Raw genomic sequence first — 16,368 nt, 5'->3', positions numbered from 1 at the left:
GTCATGCACTTTCTGCAGTTACCGACGGTCCTGCGCTCGGCGACGGCTGGCGGCCCAAATGAGTTGAAATTGCGGCTTCGGTAAGTCCGATGCCGCGAAGAATGAACTGGCAAAGCTGCCGTTCGGCCGCGGCGGCATCCCCATAGGGGAGACAAGGTGTCGCAGGGAGCTGCGTCAGCGCGCCCATAAGCACGGTATGGTGCGCAAACCAGAACAGGTTGAGCGGCTCGTCGCCGATCCGCGTCGCCTCGCCGGCGGCGATCGCGCTCTCGAGCGAGGCGGCGAAAGTCGGACCGATCAGCTTGCCGACCTTGTCGTAGAGCAGGCGCGCAAACTCGCCGTCGTCGAGATGGCTCGTCACCATCAGCCGCATCCGCTGCGCCTCTTCCTGGTCCGGCGCGTCGCGCAGTTGCATGAAGTGGCCGACCATGCCCTGCACCAGTTCGATCAGCGTCGCGGTGGACGGCTCCTGGCCGAGCAGATGCGCGAGATCGGGATCCGCCTCGCACTCTTCGGCAAGGATTTCGGCGTAGAGCGCCGCCTTCGACGGGAAGTGCTTGAACAGCAGCCCTTCCGAAATGGCAGCCGCGGCCGCCACGCTCTTTGTCGTGGTGCCGGCAAAGCCGTTGCGGGCGAAACACCGCTTTGCGGCGCTCAGGATCAACTGACGCCGCAAGTCACTTGTCATGCGTAAGGTAGACATTTGGGTCGTGAGTAATCACTCACTTTACCAAAAGTCAAGGTTCTATTGCACCGCGAAAGTCACTTTATATCGGAGTGTGTCCGATCGACCCTCTGATGCGGTTGACGATGTAGGTGCCGTCGCGGCTCGACAGCACGCGTTCCAGATTGGCCCCGTCGATCTTCGCACTGGCGAACCGCGGCCCCGCCGTAACATCTTGCAAAGACGAAGCAAAAGCCTCGACCTCAGCCATCGTGCTGATCGCCCGGCTATCCCCGATTCCGCAGGCTTTGGCAACACCCACGAGGTCGGCGGGGCCGCCGGTATGGCTGGCTTGGCCGCCGGTCTCGCCATAGGCCTCGTTGTCGAGCACGACGATCGAGAGATTTTTCGGCTGCTGCAGCGCGACGGTCGCGAGGCTGCCGATCCCCATTAGCATCTCGCCGTCACCGGTGATTACGACGACCGGCAGCGTCGGCTGGGCCAGCGCGAGGCCGAGCCCGATCATCACCGCGCCGCCCATGCCGCCCCAGAGATAGAAGTTGCGGTCGTGGTCGCCGGCGGCGGCGATGTCATAGGTCGAGGCGCCGAGGCCGCCGACCGCGAAGGCGCCCTTGCGATCCCTGAGCAGTTCGGCAACCACGGCGCGGCGGTCGAGGAGATTGGCTTTGCTCATTTGGTGAAAACCTTTGCCCCGATCAGGCGCTGCGACAGCAGCACGGCGGTTGGCGTGCAGGCGTTGTAGGCTTGCGCCGCGCCGGCTTCGACGACTTCACGCACCTCGTCCGGACACGAGGCGCGCAGCACCTTGATCCCCGCCAATTCGAGAATCCCTTGCGTGTTCGAGCCCATCGGCACCTGCCAGGGATTGAACTCGCCCCATTCGCCGCGCATCGTCACCAGCGTGAGGAACGGCAGGCGGAAGATCTGCACCAGCGACAGCATGTTGATGCAATTGCCGACCCCGCTCGACTGCATCAGCAGCACGCCGCGCTGGCCGCCGGCCCACGCGCCTGCGAGCAGCGCCACGCCCTCCTCCTCGGTGGTCAGCGCAATGCCGCGCATCGAGGATGATCCGAGCACGCGCTCGATCAGCTCTGAATGCCCGGCGTCCGGCACGTAGGGCACCTGACACACCTCGAAGCGCTGCAAGATCGAAAAGATCTCCTCGGGCCAGGAGGCCGCGGTGTCGGCTCGGGCATGCATCGGCGTTTCCGGTCTTGATTGCTTGGCCGCGACTGTAGAGGGGCGCGCGCGCTTCATCAAAGCGCAAAACCGCATATGGCTCTGCGATTTACTCGCATCGCGCGGCGTGCGCCGCGCCATTCCCGGTACGCAAATTCTGTTGCGCGGCCGCCGCCTGCGGCTTACGATAGTTGCAAATGAAACTAATGTGGGTTGGATATCCGCCATGAACGGGCACGCGCGAGAGCTGGCTGACGGCTTCGACCTGGAAAAGCTGACGGCTGACTTCTATGCGGACCCCTACCCGACTTATCGCGCGCTGCGCGAGCACGCGCCGGTCAAGCGGCTGCCGAACGGCTGTTATTTTCTCACCCGCTACGACGACCTCATCGCCGCCTACAAGAACACCAAGACCTTCTCCTCCGACAAGAAGAAGGAGTTCTTGCCGAAATACGGCAACTCGCTGCTCTACGAGCACCATACGACCAGCCTCGTCTTCAACGACCCGCCGGCCCACACCCGCGTGCGGCGCCTGATCATGGGCGCATTGTCGCCGCGAGCGATCGCCGGCATGGAGCCGGACCTGATCGCGCTGGTCGACAGCCTGCTCGACCGGATCGCCACGAAAGACCGCTTCGAGCTGATCGGCGACTTCGCCTCCGCAATCCCGGTCGAGGTGATCGGCAATCTGCTCGACGTGCCGCACGACGAGCGCGAGCCGCTGCGCGACTGGTCGCTGGCGATTTTGGGTGCGCTGGAGCCGGTGATCGCCAGGGACGCATTCGACCGCGGCAACGACGCGGTGGAGGACTTCCTCGCCTACCTCGAAACATTGGTCGAACGGCGCCGCGCCAAGCCGGGCAATCCCGAGCGCGATGTGCTGACGCGGTTGATCCGAGGAGAAGGTAATGGCGAGGACAATGGCGAACGGCTGACCGCGAAGGAATTGCTGCACAATTGCATCTTCCTGCTCAATGCCGGCCACGAGACCACGACCAACCTGATCGGCAACGGGCTGGTGACACTCACCCAATATCCCGAGCAGAAGCAGCGCCTGATCGCGCAGCCCGAGCTGATCAAGACCGCGGTCGAGGAGATGCTGCGCTACGAGAGCTCGAACCAGCTCGGCAACCGGATGATCGTGGAGGAGACCGAGCTCGGCGGCATCAAGATGCCTCCCGGCACGCTGGTCACGCTGTGCATCGGCGCCGCCAACCGCGACCCCGCGCAATTCCCCAACCCGGAAGGCTTCGACGTCGCACGCACGCCGAACCGCCACATCGCCTTCGGCACCGGCGCGCATCAATGCGCCGGCATGGCGCTGGCGCGCCTCGAAGGCGCCATCGCGATCTCGCGCTTCCTTAAGCGCTTCCCGAACTATGTGCTCGACGGCGAGCCGGTGCGCGGCGGCCGGGTGCGCTTCCGCGGCTTCCTCAGCGTGCTATGCCGGGGTGGCGCGTGAATTGTCCCCTGCGAATTTGGTTGGCAAGTCCACTTCCCTGTGGAGGAACTGATACCCAAATCAACTGCAGGCGCGGATTGATGTAATCTCTCGTGCACTGCAGCGGGAGTGACGCATGATGAATGCATCGGTCACTGATTTCCTCGCAACCGAAGCGCAGTTCGGCACCCACAATTACGAGCCGATCGGGGTGGTGCTGTCCCGCGGCGAAGGCGTCTGGGTCTGGGACACCGATGGCAACCGGTACCTCGACTGTCTCTCCGCCTATTCGGCTGTGAGCCAGGGCCACTGTCATCCGAAGATCCTGGCAGCAATGATCGAGCAGGCGCATCGGCTGACGCTGACCTCGCGTGCCTTCCACAACGACCAGCTCGCCCCCTTCTATCGCGAGCTCGCGGAGCTGACCGGCTCGCACAAGGTGCTGCCGATGAACAGCGGCGCCGAGGCGGTGGAGAGCGCGATCAAGTCGGTGCGCAAATGGGCCTATGAGGTCAAGGGCGTGCCGGACGGGCAGGCCGAGATCATCGTCTGCGAAAATAACTTTCACGGACGCACGCTCGGCATCGTCGGCTTCTCGACCGACCCGGGATCCCGCGACCATTTCGGTCCGTTCGCGCCGGGCTTCAAAATCATCCCGTTCGGCGATGCCGCGGCGCTAGAGCAGGCGATCACGGCGAACACCGCGGCTTTCCTGGTCGAGCCGGTCCAGGGCGAGGCCGGCGTCATCATTCCGCCGCCCGGCTATTTCGCCCGCGTGCGCGAGCTGTGCACGACGCGCAACGTGATGCTCGTGCTCGACGAGATCCAGACCGGGCTCGGCCGCACCGGCAAGCTGCTCGCCGAGCAGCACGAGGGCATCGAGGCCGACGTGACGCTGCTCGGCAAGGCGCTGTCGGGCGGCTTCTATCCGGTGTCGGCGGTGCTCTCCAACAACGCCGTGCTCGGCACGCTGCGGCCGGGCCAGCACGGCTCGACCTTCGGCGGCAACCCGCTTGCATGTGCGGTGGCACGCGCAGCGCTGCGCGTGCTCATCGAGGAAGGGATGATCGAGAACGCGGCGCAACAGGGCGCGCGCTTTCTCGCCGGATTGCAGGACATCCGCGCCAACGTGATCCGCGAGGTGCGCGGGCGCGGGCTGATGCTGGCGATCGAATTACACCCGGAAGCCGGCGGTGCCCGCCGCTACTGCTCAGCGCTGCAGGCGCGTGGCATCCTCGCCAAGGACACCCATGAGCACACCATTCGCATCGCCCCGCCGCTGGTGATCACGGCCGATCAGGTCGACTGGGCGTCGGAGCGGATCGCGTCTGTGCTCACGCAGGATGTCTCCTGACGGTTCCCTGCGTCGGAAGACCGCAGCGCCGGCCGTGGCCAACAAGAACAATTTCGACGTCCGCGCGTTGAAGCCCTGTGGGCAGGGATGGACAGAGAGCCATGCACATGCCTCCCCGCGGTATTTGTTTTGCTGTGCTTTTGGTTGGTGCCTCGATGCTGGCGGCGAGCGGCGCTGCCGCCCAGCCACATAAGGGTGGAGCGCCCGGCGGCGCACGTCCGGCCGCGCCACCAGCAATGGCGCGTCCCGCGCCGATGGTCCACGCCGCCCCGCCCGCAATGGCCAGACCGCCCGCAATGGCTCGGCCACCCGCGATGGCACGGCCGGCAGCACCCGCGTTCCATGCTCCACAGCGACCGGCAATGGCGCCGCGCCCGGCACCGCATTTCGCCGCCCCATCTGTGCGCCAAGCCCCCCATATCGCTGCGCCGCGGATCGCAACGCATCGACCCGAATTCCGTCGTGGGGCCCCACCGCAGCGTCAGGTTCCGCATATTGCCGCGCCATCACGCCCGAGCTCACCGTCGCGCGTGAGCGAGCGACCGTCACCGACAGAGCGAGTTCGACAGCGCGCGCAGCAGCATCAGCAATTGATCCAGCAACGCCAGCAGGCGGCGCAGCAGCGGCAGCGTGACGCGCTCTCGCGCCAGACGGCGGAGCGGCAGACCCGGATCGATCGCCTGCAGCAACGCGTGCAGCAATTGCAGTCGCAAAAGGTCGAAGGCGCGCGCGCGCAACGCGTCCATGACCGCGCGCTGCAGGCGCAGGGCCGCCTGTTGCAGCGCGAGCGGCGCTCACAGCAAGCCGACCTTGCCCGTCAGCAGCGATTGGCGCCGGCAACAACGGTTGGGGCCGCCGCAACAACGGTTGGGGCAGCCGCCGCGACCACGGCCGCGACGCAGGCGGCCCAGCGCGAGCGATTCGCCGCACGCTTCCGCGACCAGGCAGGTGCGCAAAGCCAGGCGGCGCTTGCGATGCGCCAAGGCGGCTGGGCGCCCCGGAATGCCTGGCGACGCGGCCACCGCGCGGCGTTCGTGGCGTGGCTTGGCCCGGTGTTCCTGCCTTACGCCTATTCGGACATCTTTGACTACACGTTCTGGTCCTATGCCTACGAGCCCGGCTATTGGGCCTACGCCTATGACGACTTCGTGGACACCGTGTTCTGGGACACCAACAGTCCCTACTCCGCCTATGCCAGCATCAACCCCGGCGACTATCCGGCCACCGCAGGCCGCGATCGGTCCCGTCAACGCGCCGATACGGGTCCGCAGGCAATCAAGCAGTTATGCGGAGAGCCGGACAAGGGCGTCACAGCCTGGCCGCTTGCCGACATCACGCGGGCGATACGGCCGAACCAGCAGCAGCGCGCGCTACTCGACGAGTTGAAGACATCAGCGGCGAAGGCAGCCGATATCTTCAAGGATTCCTGCGCGGACAGCTATGCCATGACGCCAACCGGCCGCTTGCGGTCGATGCTGAACCGCATCAGCGCGACGCTCGAGGCGATCAAGATCGTGCGGCCGGCCCTGGAGAATTTCTACAGCTCGCTCAGCGACGAGCAACAGGCCCGCTTCAATGCGCTCGGTCCACATGTCGGCGAGCGTTCGCCGCAACAGCAATCGACCGCGCAATCCGGGAATTGCGGCGATTCGAAATCCGACCTGGCCCAGCTGCCGATCAACAGGATCGAGGCCTCGCTTCATCCGGCGGGCAAGCAGAAGGAAGCGCTCGACCGCCTGAGCGATGCGACCAGAAAAGCGATAGCGGACCTGCAGGCAGCCTGCCCGAACGACGTGCCGCTGACGCCAGTCGGCCGGCTGGAGGCGATGCAGCACCGGCTCGAGGCCATGCAGAAGGCCGCGAATTTGATCGAGCCTGCACTGGACAAGTTCTATGCCATGCTGAGCAGCGAGCAGAGAGCCCGCTTCAACACGCTGCAGCAGGTCGCGAGCCCCTGAGACGGCCGCCCGGCGATCTGGATCGCCGGGCGCGCCGGATGTCGGTCCCCCATCTTGCCTTTGCGGCCGCCGCGCAGCAATGTCTGGCACCAGCATGCTGATGCGATGCCGAATGACGGGGCGGGAATGAAGCGCGGTTGGATGAGGACTGGCGAGCTACGCGAACGCTGGGGCGATTCCTTGCTGACCGTGCTCACCATCCTGATCCTTGTGATGATGTTCGTCGTGGCGCCCCTGCAGGCGCTCGGCCTGTTCGAATTCCAGATTTTCGAGCTGTTTCTCGCGCTCTTCCTGGTCGGCGGCGTATTCCTGATGTCGGGCAGCGCAATTGCGGTCACCGCGATGCTGGTCGCACTCGCCATGATCGTCACGGGCGGCATCTTGCGGCTGCGCTCGCCCTCGATCCTCGACCTCAATCTGTTCGCGGGCTCGTGGCTGATCGTCGGCATTACCCTGGCCGTGACGGTGGCTCGTGCGACATTTGCGCCGGGCCGCGTGACCTATCACCGCGTGGTCGGCGCCGTCTTGCTCTACCTCTCCGTTGCGGTGATCTTCTCGGCGCTCTACACCTTCATCGGCACGCTGCTGCCGAAGGCCTTTTCCGGGATGAAGATGGAGGATAGCCCCGCGCTGGCGAACGAGCTGATCTATTTCAGCTTCATGACGCTGACGACCACGGGCTATGGCGACGTCGCTCCGCTGCATCCGATCGCACGCAGCCTATGCAATCTCGAGGCGATCTTCGGCCAGCTCTATCCCGCAACGCTGCTGGCGCGGCTCGTGACGCTGGAGATCACGCACAGCGATCAGGATTCCTAAATCGCAGCGGCGATGACAGGATCGACCAAATTTGGTGCACTGCATCCCTTTACCCGGCCCGCGAGCCGATGTGGCCGGCCGGGCGGCTATCTGAACCGCAAGTTTGCGCGGGAGAGCTGGCTGATCGAGGAACACCCCATCAGCCGCATGTCCCGCACCAGCTCCGCCTGCAGCAGACCAAGCGCCCGCTCGACTCCGGCCTGGCCGGCCGATGCCAGCGGATAGAGATAGAAGCGCCCGAGGCCAACGGCCTTGGCGCCCAGCGACAGCGCTTTCACCACATGGCTGCCCCGCTTGATGCCGCCGTCCATCATCACATCGATCCGGTCGCCCACCGCATCGACGATCTCGGCCAGCTGATCGAACGCCGCCCGCGAGCCGTCGAGCTGCCGGCCGCCGTGATTGGACAGGATGATGCCGGTACAGCCGATCTCGACCGCGCGTTTGGCATCATCGACCGACATGACACCCTTCAAACAAAACTGGCCGTTCCATTGCCGGACCATCTGCGCGACGTCGTCCCATGTCATGGCGGGATCGAGCATCTCCGTGAAATAGCGCCCGATCGACATCGCACCGCCGCTCATGTCGACATGCTCGTCGAGCTGCGGCAGCTTGAAGCTTTCATGGGTGACGTAGTTGATGGCCCACGCAGGCTTGATGGCGAATTGCAGCATGCCGCCCAGCGTGAGCCGGAAAGGAATCGAGAACCCGGTGCGCAGGTCGCGCTCGCGGTTGCCGCCGGTGATGCTGTCGACAGTCAGCGTCATCACGTTGACGCCGGCCTGCTTGGCGCGCTGCATCATCGCCGTGTTCAGGCCTCGGTCACGGTGGAAATAGAACTGATAGACCTGCGGCGTCGCGTAGGCCTTGCGCAATTCCTCAAGGCTTACGGTCCCGAGCGAGGACACGCCGAACATCGTGCCGTATTTCGCCGCCGCGGCGGCGACGGCCCGTTCGCCCTGATGATGAAACAGACGCTGCAGCGCGGTCGGCGAGCAATAGAACGGCGTCGCCAGCTTCTGCCCCATCACGGTGACCGAGAGATCCACGTTCTCGACGCCACGCAAGATATTCGGGACCAGATCGCAACGCTCGAAGCTCGCGGTGTTCTGCCGAAGCGTCGCCTCATCGTCCGCCCCGCCGTCGATATAATCGAAGATCGGCCCCGGAAGCCGGCGCCGTGCCAGTTCGCGGAAGTCATGGAAATTGTGGCAATCGCTCAAACGCATGTCGTGCTCCGAAGGTCCGGACCGCGGAGTTCAACGGCCCCAAGTGCCGTTCACACCCACAGCATTCGGAATACCGGGCACGCTTCGCCTTGTCCACCGACCCGGTCGTTGGGTCAGACCACCGCCCGATGCCGTTCGATGCAAGTCCGCAGCACCTCGTCCAGCGGACAGCTCCACCAGTCATTCGAGAAGATCTCGATCTCCGAGTAACCGGCAAAGCCCTGCGCTTCGACCATCGCGCGCACCGATTTGATGTCGATGACGCCATCGCCCATCATGCCGCGATCGTTGAGGATGTCCCTGGTCGGCACCAGCCAGTCGCAGACGTGGAACGCGAGCAGCCGGTCCTTGCCGGCGCGCGCAATCTGGCTCTTGAGTTCGGGATCCCACCAGATGTGATAGACGTCAAGCGCGACGCCGATCGCGCCGGTGCGGCCGGGATCGAGCGCATCGCAGATGTCGAGGGCGTGCTTCGTGGTGTTGACGCAGGCGCGGTCGGCGGCATAGGCCGGATGCAGCGGCTCGATCGCGAGCGGCAGTTTGGCCTGTTTTGCGTACTCCAGCATCTCGGCGATGCCGTCATGCACCTGCGATCGGGCCGTCGCGATATCCTTGGACGCCGCGCTGCCCGGCCGCGAATATTGCGGCAGGCCGCCGGCCACGAGCACGATGCAGGACGCGCCGAGCGCGGCCGCCTCGTCGACCGCCCGTCGGTTGTCGTCGCGCGCCTCGCTGCGATGCGCGCTATCTGCCGAGAACATGCCACCGCGGCAATAGCCTGAGAGATCGAGCCCGGCGTCCTTCACCGCGCGCACGGCGCGATCGAGGCCGACGCTGGCGACCTGGTCGCGCCAGGGATCGATGGCGCGGATGCCGTGGCGCGCGCAGGCCTCGATGATGGCGATGAGATCGCCTTGCTTGCGGACCGTCGCCGTGTTCAGCGACAGCCAGCGGTGGTCGTCGGAAAAGTCGCGCATCAGCTGTCAACGCCCCGCGTGGCCATGATCGCCGCCATTCGGCGCGTCGCGAGCTCTGGATTGGCGAGCAGCCCCGCTTGGTCGGCGAGCCGGAACAGCTCGGCGAGATGCAGGGTCGAGCGCGCGCTCTCCTGCCCGCCGACCATCGTGAAGTGATCCTGATGGCCGTTGAGATAGGCCATGAACACGATGCCGGTCTTGTAGAAGCGCGTCGGCGCCTTGAAGATGTGGCGCGACAGCGGCACCGTTGGTCCCAGCACGTCGTGGAAGCCGGCCTCGTCGCCCGCAGCCAGGCGTGACAGCGCATAGGACGCGGCGGGGGCAATCGCGTCGAAGATGCCGAGCAGCGCGTGGGAGAATCCCTGGTCGTCGCCGGCGATCAGCTCCGCATAGTTGAAGTCGTCGCCGGTGTACATCTTGACGCGCGGATCGAGCCGCCGCCGCATGTCGATCTCGCGCTGCTTGTCGAGCAGTGAGACCTTGACGCCATCGACCTTGGCCGCATTGGCGTTGATGATCGCAACCGCCGTATCCATCGCCTTGTCGAGATCGGCCGTGGCCCAGTAGCCTGACAGCGCCGGATCGAACATGTCGCCGAGCCAATGGATGATCACCGGTTGGCGAACCTGTGACAGCACGCGGTCATAGACCTTCGCGTAATCCTCCGCAGTCCTGCCGAGCTTTGCCAGCGCGCGCGAGGCCATCAGGATGATGCGTCCACCGGCTTTCTCCACCGCAGCGATCTGCTCCTCATAGGCTGATATCACGTCGTCAATCGACCTGGCATCCTCCACCGCAAGATGATCGGTGCCGGCGCCGGCGAACACCAGCGCATTGCCTTTGGCCTTCGCCGCTCTCACCGAGCGCTGGATCAGTTCGAGCGAGGTCGGCCAATCGAGGCCCATACCGCGCTGCGCGGTGTCCATCGCCTCGGCCACGCCAAGGCCGAGGTCCCAGACGTGCTCGCGGAACGCGATCGTTTTGTCCCAGTCGATCGCAGCCGTCAGCCAGGGATCGACGTCGGCGCGCGGATCCGCCACCACATGGGCTGCAGAGAACGCGACGCGGTTCAAAGTGCCCTCGAGCTTTGCCGGAAAGGTTCGTGACGCCGCCAGGCAATAGGTCTCGAGGCCGCCATCGGCGGTCGGCAGCTTCAGCGACAGCGACGATATCGGCAGGACCGGCTTGTTCATGACAAAGCCCTTTCTCAGACCACGATCGGGGCGACGTCGATCCAGCGCCGCTCCTTCCAGCTCTTCAGCGCGCATTCGGCGAGCTGCACGCCCTTGGCGCCCTCGAGCAGGGTGTATTTGTAGGGCGCGTCCTCGCAGACATGGCGGATGAACATCTCCCACTGCTCCTTGAAGCCGTTGTCGTAGACGACATTCTCGGGCAGCTTCTGCCAGTCGGCGTAGAAATCGTGCATGCGCTTCTCGTCCGGATTCCACACCGGCCGCGGCGTCGCCTGGCGCGCCTGGATCACGCAGTCGGTCAGGCCCGCCACCGCCGAGCCATGGGTGCCGTCGACCTGGAAGGTGACAAGGTCGTCACGGTAGACCCGCGTCACCCAGCTCATGTTGATATGCGCGATCACGCCGCCCTTCAGCTTGAAGGTGGCGTAAGCGGAATCGTCGGCCGTCGCCTGGTACTTCCCGCCCTTCTCGTCATAGCGTTCGGGGATATCTGTCGTCCCGATGCAGACCACGCTCTCGACCTCACCGAACAGATTGTCGAGCACGTAGCGCCAGTGGCAGACCATATCCAGAATGATGCCGCCGCCATCCTCGGCGCGGTAGTTCCACGACGGCCGCTGCGCCTCCTGCCAACCGCCCTCGAACACCCAATAGCCGAACTCGCCGCGCACCGAGAGCATGCGGCCGAAGAAGCCGGAATCGCGCAGGAAGGCGAGCTTCTTCAGGCCCGGCAGGAACAGCTTGTCCTGCACCGTGCCGTGCTTGAGGCCCTTGGCATTGGCGAGCTTCACGACCGCAACGGCCTCCTCGAGATTGGTCGCTATCGGCTTCTCGCAATAGACATGCTTGCCGGCGTTGATCGCCTTGGTCAGCAGCGAGGGCCGCGCCTGCGTCGTCGCGGCATCAAAGAACACCGCGTCAATCTTGTCCGCCAACGCGCGATCGAGATCGGTGGTGTGGCGCTCGATGCCGTAGCGCTTGGCCAGGCTAGCGACCTTCTCAGCGTCACGGCCGACCAGGATCGGATCGGGCATGATGCGGTCGCCGTTCGCGAGCTGCACGCCGCCCTGCTCGCGGATCGCAACGATCGAGCGGATCAGATGCTGGTTGAGACCCATCCGGCCCGTAATGCCGTTCATGATCAGGCCGAGGCGTTTGGTCGTCATACTGTCTGCTCCTGCGAAACGAGTGGTGTTGGCCGCTTCAGCGGCTGCATGGTGGACCAGTCCGGATGGACGAAACTGGCAAAGCCCGGTGCGGCGGCGATCGATCCCGTCAGCAGATCGCCGTCATGGATCGCAAGGCGGACCTTGCCGCCGGCGCGCGTGTAGAGATCGGGATGTGCGGTGAGAAAGGCATCGGCCTCATCGGCCGGGGTGTCGGCAAAGCCGTCGACGTAATGGTGCCCGTTGCGCTCGGCATGGGTGACGCCGATCAGCGCCCCGAGCGCAAGGTCCTGCTGCACGCCGAGCCCGGCCTGGCAGGTCAGGTCCTCGCCGCTGATGAAATACCGGTCGCCATCCGCGCTCCACGCCGCCGCACGCGTGGCATTGATGATCGACTTGTAGATGCCCTTGCACGATTTCGAGGAGATGCCGCGATAGCCGAGCGCCCGCGCCTCCGGGAATGCATCGTAGCAATCGTCGGCCTCGTCGATGATGAAGCTGCGCGCGGCCAGCGCCCCGAGCGGCGAGGCTTTCGTGATGTCGCGCGGCATCGGCTGCTCGATATAGAGCAGGTTTGCCGCGATCGGCTCAAGCGCCGCGTCGTGGTCGAGCCGGTCGACCAGCGCGTTCAGCGCGGCCAGGTCGGCATATTGCTCATTGGCATCGAGCGTGACCTTGGTGGCGTAAGGTAGCCTGGTGAGCTCGCAACCGATCCGCGCCAGCCGCGCGGCGTCATGGGCGGGATCGCCGTTCAGCTTGAGCTTGAAATAACGCGCACCGGCATTCTCGCCTGCGTCGGCGACGCCGCCCTCGCCTTCAACCGTGTCGTCCATCCCGACCGTATGCCGGACGGCGACACGATCGAGCCGCCTGCGTGTCGACAGGAACCGCGCGATGGCCGCGTTGTCGACATCCGGCGTCAGTCGCGCGTCGATTTCGGCGATATTGCCGGTCATGCCATCAAAGAAATTCGCGCCTGCGACACGCAGCAATCCATCGAGGATCGCCTTGTCGACCTCGGCCGGGCCAAAGCCGGCGGCGAGCGGTGGAATATCCTCCGCAGCGCAGGCCGCGACCTGCGGACCGATACACAAGGCGTGCAGGCCGAACGCAGTCTCGAAACCCCGGCTCGCCAGATAGAGCTCGCGCGCAATCGCAAGCGAGCGGCGTAGGCCGTCGAGCGACTGCGCCTCCGTCAGATGCGGCCGCTTGTCGAACCATTTCGGCGCCAGCATTTCGGCGCTGGCGCCGGTCGCGCGGCCCTTGCCCTCCACCTCGATCTCGACCCGCACGAACAGCTGTGTCGACGCGGTGATCGTCACCGCGCCGAAACGGAACGGCCGGGCGAACACCAGCGGCCGTTCGAAGAAGGCGATATCTTTGACTTTGAGGCGAAGCGGCATTGAAGGCTCGGGTGTTAGTCCAGCGATCCCTGCGTGAAGAAATGCTTCCGGATCCGCTGCACCAGCTCGGTGAAGACGGGATCGGACATGGTCTCGAGTGAGCGCGGCCGTGGCATCGGCACGTCGTAGATCGCGGCGATCGCGCCGGGCCGCTCGGTCATCACCAGAACACGGTCGGCAAGGAATACGGCTTCCGGGATCGAGTGCGTAATCAACAGAACCGTCTTGCCAGTCTCGCGCTGGATCCGCATCAGCTCGACATTCATCCGCTCGCGCGTCATGGCGTCGAGCGCGCCGAACGGCTCGTCCATCAGCATGATCTTGGGATCATGCACCAGCGCGCGGCAGATCGAGGCGCGCTGCTGCATGCCGCCGGACAGCTGCCAGGGCAGCTTCTTCTCGAAACCCTCGAGCCCGACCAGCTTCAGCAGCGCCTTGGCGTGGGCGAGATATTTCTCCCGCGGCAGCCGCTTCATGTCGATCGGCAGCATCACGTTGGAGAGGATGTTGCGCCACGGCAGCAGCAGCGCGTTCTGGAACACGATGCCGACATTGCCGTGCGGCTTGGTCACCGGCTCACCGTCGACCAGCACCTCGCCCGTCGTCGGTGGCAACAGGCCCGAGATCATCTTGAGCAGCGTGGACTTGCCGCAGCCGGAGGGCCCGACCACGACAAAGAACTCGCCGTCATTGATGGTGAAATCGAGCGGCCGCAGCGACGGCACGTCGCCGTCACGCGACCGGTAGGTCTTCGATACGCCCGACAGCTTGATGCCCGGCGCGGCGCCGGCCGCGCGGTCTGACACCAGGCGCAGGTGTGCGGCGGGCTGGCTGATATGGACTGGCTTGGTCGCGGGGTTCATCGCAGGTCTCTCCACGCGTCGTCCCTGCGAAAGCAGGGACCCATACTCCGTATCCTCTCGTTCGGGCACGCGGGTCGAGACCTTCCGCACCAATCAACTCCGGTGGTTATGGGTCCCTGCTTTCGCAGGGACGACAATCGGTGGTTCACGAGTCACCCTTCGGCAGATAGTCGTTGGTGTAGAACGCCTTCGGATTGGCTTTGGCCTTGGCGTCGAGGCCGCCATATTCGACCATCAGATTGACCGACTCGGTCATGTTCTGATCGGTGACCTGGAACGGCCGCTTGGTCTTGGTTTCGGGTGTGCGATAGAGCGGGATCGTCAGCTCAAAACCCTGGGTCAGCGTGTCGATCTTGCCGCCCTTCGGGTTGGCGTCGAGGATCGACTGCGCGGCCACCTTCGGCTCCTTCTCCGCGGCTTCCACCGCCTTGGTGGTCGCCGACATGAAGCGGCGGACCAGGTCGGCATTGGCCTTCACATAGTCGGAGTTCGCGATGATACCCGACGACACCATGTTGATGCCGTAGTCGGCGAACTTGATCGGATAGACGTCCTTAGCCGTGGCGTCCTTGATTTTCATCGACTGGTCCATAACGTAGCCGAGCAGCAGATCGGCCTGGCCGTTGATCACGGCGTTGAGCTTGGTCTGGCCGTCGCCGGCGACGGTCTGGAAGTCGCTTTCCTTCAGGCCGGTCTTCTTCAGGAACAGCGGCCAGATCTGCGTCATCGAATCCGCCGGCGTGATCGCGACCGTCTTGCCCTTGATGTCCTCCGGCTTCCTGATGTTCTTTTCGACGAAGCCCATCGCCGACATCGGGCTGGTCTGCAGCAGCACGCCGGTGGCGATGACCGGCGCCCCCTTCACCGCGGCACGCATCATCGTCGGCACGTCGACATAGCCGAAATCGGCGGTCTTGGCGGCCACCGCCTGCGTGGTCGCGGCCGAGCCGCGGCCTTCCTGGATCTCGAGGTCGATGCCCTCAGCGGCATAGATGCCCTTGGCCTTGCCGTAATAGAACGGCGCGTGCTCGCCATAGACGTACCAGTTCAGCATCAGCACGACCTTGTCGGCCGCGGACGCCGGCGCCACCGCAAGCGCGGTCCAAACCAGTGCGGCAATCACGGCAGTGAGCAATCGCATCAGATAATCCTCCTGTTGTTCTTTTTCGTCATTGCGAGCGCAGCGAAGCAATCCATCGTGCAGCAAGTGGAGAAGTGGATTGCTTCGTCGCTATCGCTCCTCGCAATGACGCTTGCTGTTGTTTCTATGCACAAATCCTAGGACGCGAAGATGATGTCGTCGCGCTGGCTGACGTGCCAGGGGATCACCAGCCGCTCGATGCGGTCGACGATCCAGAACAGGATGACGCCGAGCAGCGCCAGGATCACTAGCGCTGCGAACATCGTCGGCAGGTCGAAGGTGCCGATCGAGCGCTGCATCACGTAGCCGATGCCGGAATTGGAGCCGACGAACTCGCCGACCACCGCGCCGACCACGGCGAGCGTCACCGACACCTTGAGGCCGGAGAAGATCGCGGGCATCGCATGCGGCAGGTTGACCGCGCAGAACACCTTGAAGCGGCTGCCCTGCATCGCGCGCGCGAGATCGACCATGTCGGGATCGACCGACTTGAAGCCCTGCACCGCCGAGACCACCACGGGGAAGAAGCCGAGCAGGAACGCGGAGATCACCTTGGGGATGATGCCGAAGCCGAACCACACCACGAACAGCGGCGCGATCGCGATCTTCGGCACCGATTGGGAGAACACCAAGAGCGGATAGACGTAGCTCTCGACCGTCCTCGAGCCCGCGATCAGCATCGCTGTGGGAATGCCGAACAGTGCCGAGAGCAGGAAACCGCAGATCGTCGCATAGGTGGTCGGCCAGGACTGCCGCAGCAGCTCCGGCCAGTCGCTCCACAGCACCGCGACGACGTCGCCGGGCGACGGGATCTGATAGGCCGGGATGTGGAACAGGCGGATCGCGAGGTCCCAGGCCACCACGATGACCACCAGGAACAGGAACGGACGCACCCACGCCGCATTCAGCACCTTCGACACGCCCGAAGGGCTCTTTGCCTCCGCCACGTCACGC

The 16,368-nt window shown here is 64.9% G+C and carries 15 protein-coding genes; 4 read left to right on the top strand and 11 right to left on the bottom strand.

Translation table 11 applies throughout. From position 1 onward, the window contains the following. Nucleotide 1: 1 nt before the first annotated feature. The 3 genes from ACOIX3_RS12610 to ACOIX3_RS12600 all read right to left on the bottom strand — a co-directional run bounded on the left by ACOIX3_RS12610 (nt 2) and on the right by ACOIX3_RS12600 (nt 1,888). Nucleotides 2-703 (bottom strand): TetR/AcrR family transcriptional regulator, encoded by a 702-nt coding sequence (locus ACOIX3_RS12610; RefSeq protein ID WP_092124985.1) that lies wholly within the window; start codon nt 701-703, stop codon nt 2-4. A 64-nt stretch (nt 704-767) separates the two neighbouring features. Continuing rightward, the gene (locus tag ACOIX3_RS12605) at nt 768-1,358 is read right to left on the bottom strand and encodes a thiamine pyrophosphate-dependent enzyme (protein WP_420970144.1); all 591 of its coding nucleotides are present in this window, start codon (nt 1,356-1,358) and stop codon (nt 768-770) included. Beyond that, nucleotides 1,355-1,888 carry a phosphonopyruvate decarboxylase gene (locus tag ACOIX3_RS12600; protein ID WP_420970143.1) on the bottom strand — a complete coding sequence of 178 codons (534 nt, stop codon included), beginning with the start codon at nt 1,886-1,888 and terminating at the stop codon, nt 1,355-1,357. The genes ACOIX3_RS12605 and ACOIX3_RS12600 overlap by 4 nt, the downstream gene beginning before the upstream one ends. A gap of 205 nt (nt 1,889-2,093) precedes the next feature. Between ACOIX3_RS12600 and ACOIX3_RS12595 the strand changes: the two genes are divergently transcribed. From ACOIX3_RS12595 to ACOIX3_RS12580, 4 genes are all read left to right on the top strand, one after another. Continuing rightward, entirely contained in the window at nt 2,094-3,329 is a 1,236-nt protein-coding gene (locus tag ACOIX3_RS12595; RefSeq protein ID WP_420970141.1) for a cytochrome P450, read from the top strand. A 118-nt stretch (nt 3,330-3,447) separates the two neighbouring features. Beyond that, complete coding sequence (gene rocD / locus ACOIX3_RS12590) at nt 3,448-4,662, top strand: ornithine--oxo-acid transaminase (RefSeq protein WP_420971720.1); 1,215 nt, start codon at nt 3,448-3,450, stop codon at nt 4,660-4,662. 590 nt (nt 4,663-5,252) lie between these two features. Continuing rightward, a complete protein-coding gene (locus ACOIX3_RS12585) occupies nt 5,253-6,620 on the top strand; it encodes a Spy/CpxP family protein refolding chaperone (protein WP_420970140.1) in 1,368 nt (455 codons plus the stop codon). A gap of 141 nt (nt 6,621-6,761) precedes the next feature. Next, nucleotides 6,762-7,439, top strand: coding sequence for a potassium channel family protein (locus tag ACOIX3_RS12580; RefSeq protein WP_249131235.1), 678 nt, complete (start codon nt 6,762-6,764; stop codon nt 7,437-7,439). Between the two features lie 86 nt (nt 7,440-7,525). Here ACOIX3_RS12580 and ACOIX3_RS12575 read toward each other — a convergent pair whose 3' ends face one another. The 8 genes from ACOIX3_RS12575 to ACOIX3_RS12540 all read right to left on the bottom strand — a co-directional run bounded on the left by ACOIX3_RS12575 (nt 7,526) and on the right by ACOIX3_RS12540 (nt 16,361). Further along, nucleotides 7,526-8,671 (bottom strand): alpha-hydroxy acid oxidase, encoded by a 1,146-nt coding sequence (locus ACOIX3_RS12575; protein ID WP_420970139.1) that lies wholly within the window; start codon nt 8,669-8,671, stop codon nt 7,526-7,528. Nucleotides 8,672-8,784: 113 nt separating this feature from the next. Beyond that, entirely contained in the window at nt 8,785-9,648 is an 864-nt protein-coding gene (locus ACOIX3_RS12570; RefSeq protein WP_420970138.1) for a sugar phosphate isomerase/epimerase family protein, read from the bottom strand. Beyond that, nucleotides 9,648-10,841 (bottom strand): dihydrodipicolinate synthase family protein, encoded by a 1,194-nt coding sequence (locus tag ACOIX3_RS12565; RefSeq protein WP_420970137.1) that lies wholly within the window; start codon nt 10,839-10,841, stop codon nt 9,648-9,650. Before ACOIX3_RS12565 ends, ACOIX3_RS12570 begins: the two co-directional genes overlap by 1 nt. Before the next feature lie 14 nt (nt 10,842-10,855). Further along, nucleotides 10,856-12,007: a Gfo/Idh/MocA family protein gene (locus tag ACOIX3_RS12560; protein ID WP_420970136.1), complete on the bottom strand. Its 1,152-nt coding sequence runs from the start codon at nt 12,005-12,007 to the stop codon at nt 10,856-10,858. Continuing rightward, nucleotides 12,004-13,410 carry a hypothetical protein gene (locus ACOIX3_RS12555; protein ID WP_420970135.1) on the bottom strand — a complete coding sequence of 469 codons (1,407 nt, stop codon included), beginning with the start codon at nt 13,408-13,410 and terminating at the stop codon, nt 12,004-12,006. The genes ACOIX3_RS12560 and ACOIX3_RS12555 overlap by 4 nt, the downstream gene beginning before the upstream one ends. Before the next feature lie 14 nt (nt 13,411-13,424). Continuing rightward, on the bottom strand, nt 13,425-14,273 hold the full coding sequence (locus ACOIX3_RS12550) for an ABC transporter ATP-binding protein (protein ID WP_420970133.1): 849 nt from the start codon (nt 14,271-14,273) through the stop codon (nt 13,425-13,427). A 145-nt stretch (nt 14,274-14,418) separates the two neighbouring features. Further along, the gene (locus tag ACOIX3_RS12545; RefSeq protein ID WP_420970132.1) at nt 14,419-15,414 is read right to left on the bottom strand and encodes an ABC transporter substrate-binding protein; all 996 of its coding nucleotides are present in this window, start codon (nt 15,412-15,414) and stop codon (nt 14,419-14,421) included. Nucleotides 15,415-15,551: 137 nt separating this feature from the next. Then, nucleotides 15,552-16,361 (bottom strand): ABC transporter permease, encoded by an 810-nt coding sequence (locus ACOIX3_RS12540; protein WP_342723264.1) that lies wholly within the window; start codon nt 16,359-16,361, stop codon nt 15,552-15,554. Nucleotides 16,362-16,368: the final 7 nt, after the last annotated feature.

Source organism: Bradyrhizobium sp. B120, assembly GCF_049075665.1.
Taxonomy (GTDB): domain Bacteria; phylum Pseudomonadota; class Alphaproteobacteria; order Rhizobiales; family Xanthobacteraceae; genus Bradyrhizobium.
This window is presented reverse-complemented; position numbering and strand designations above follow the sequence as displayed.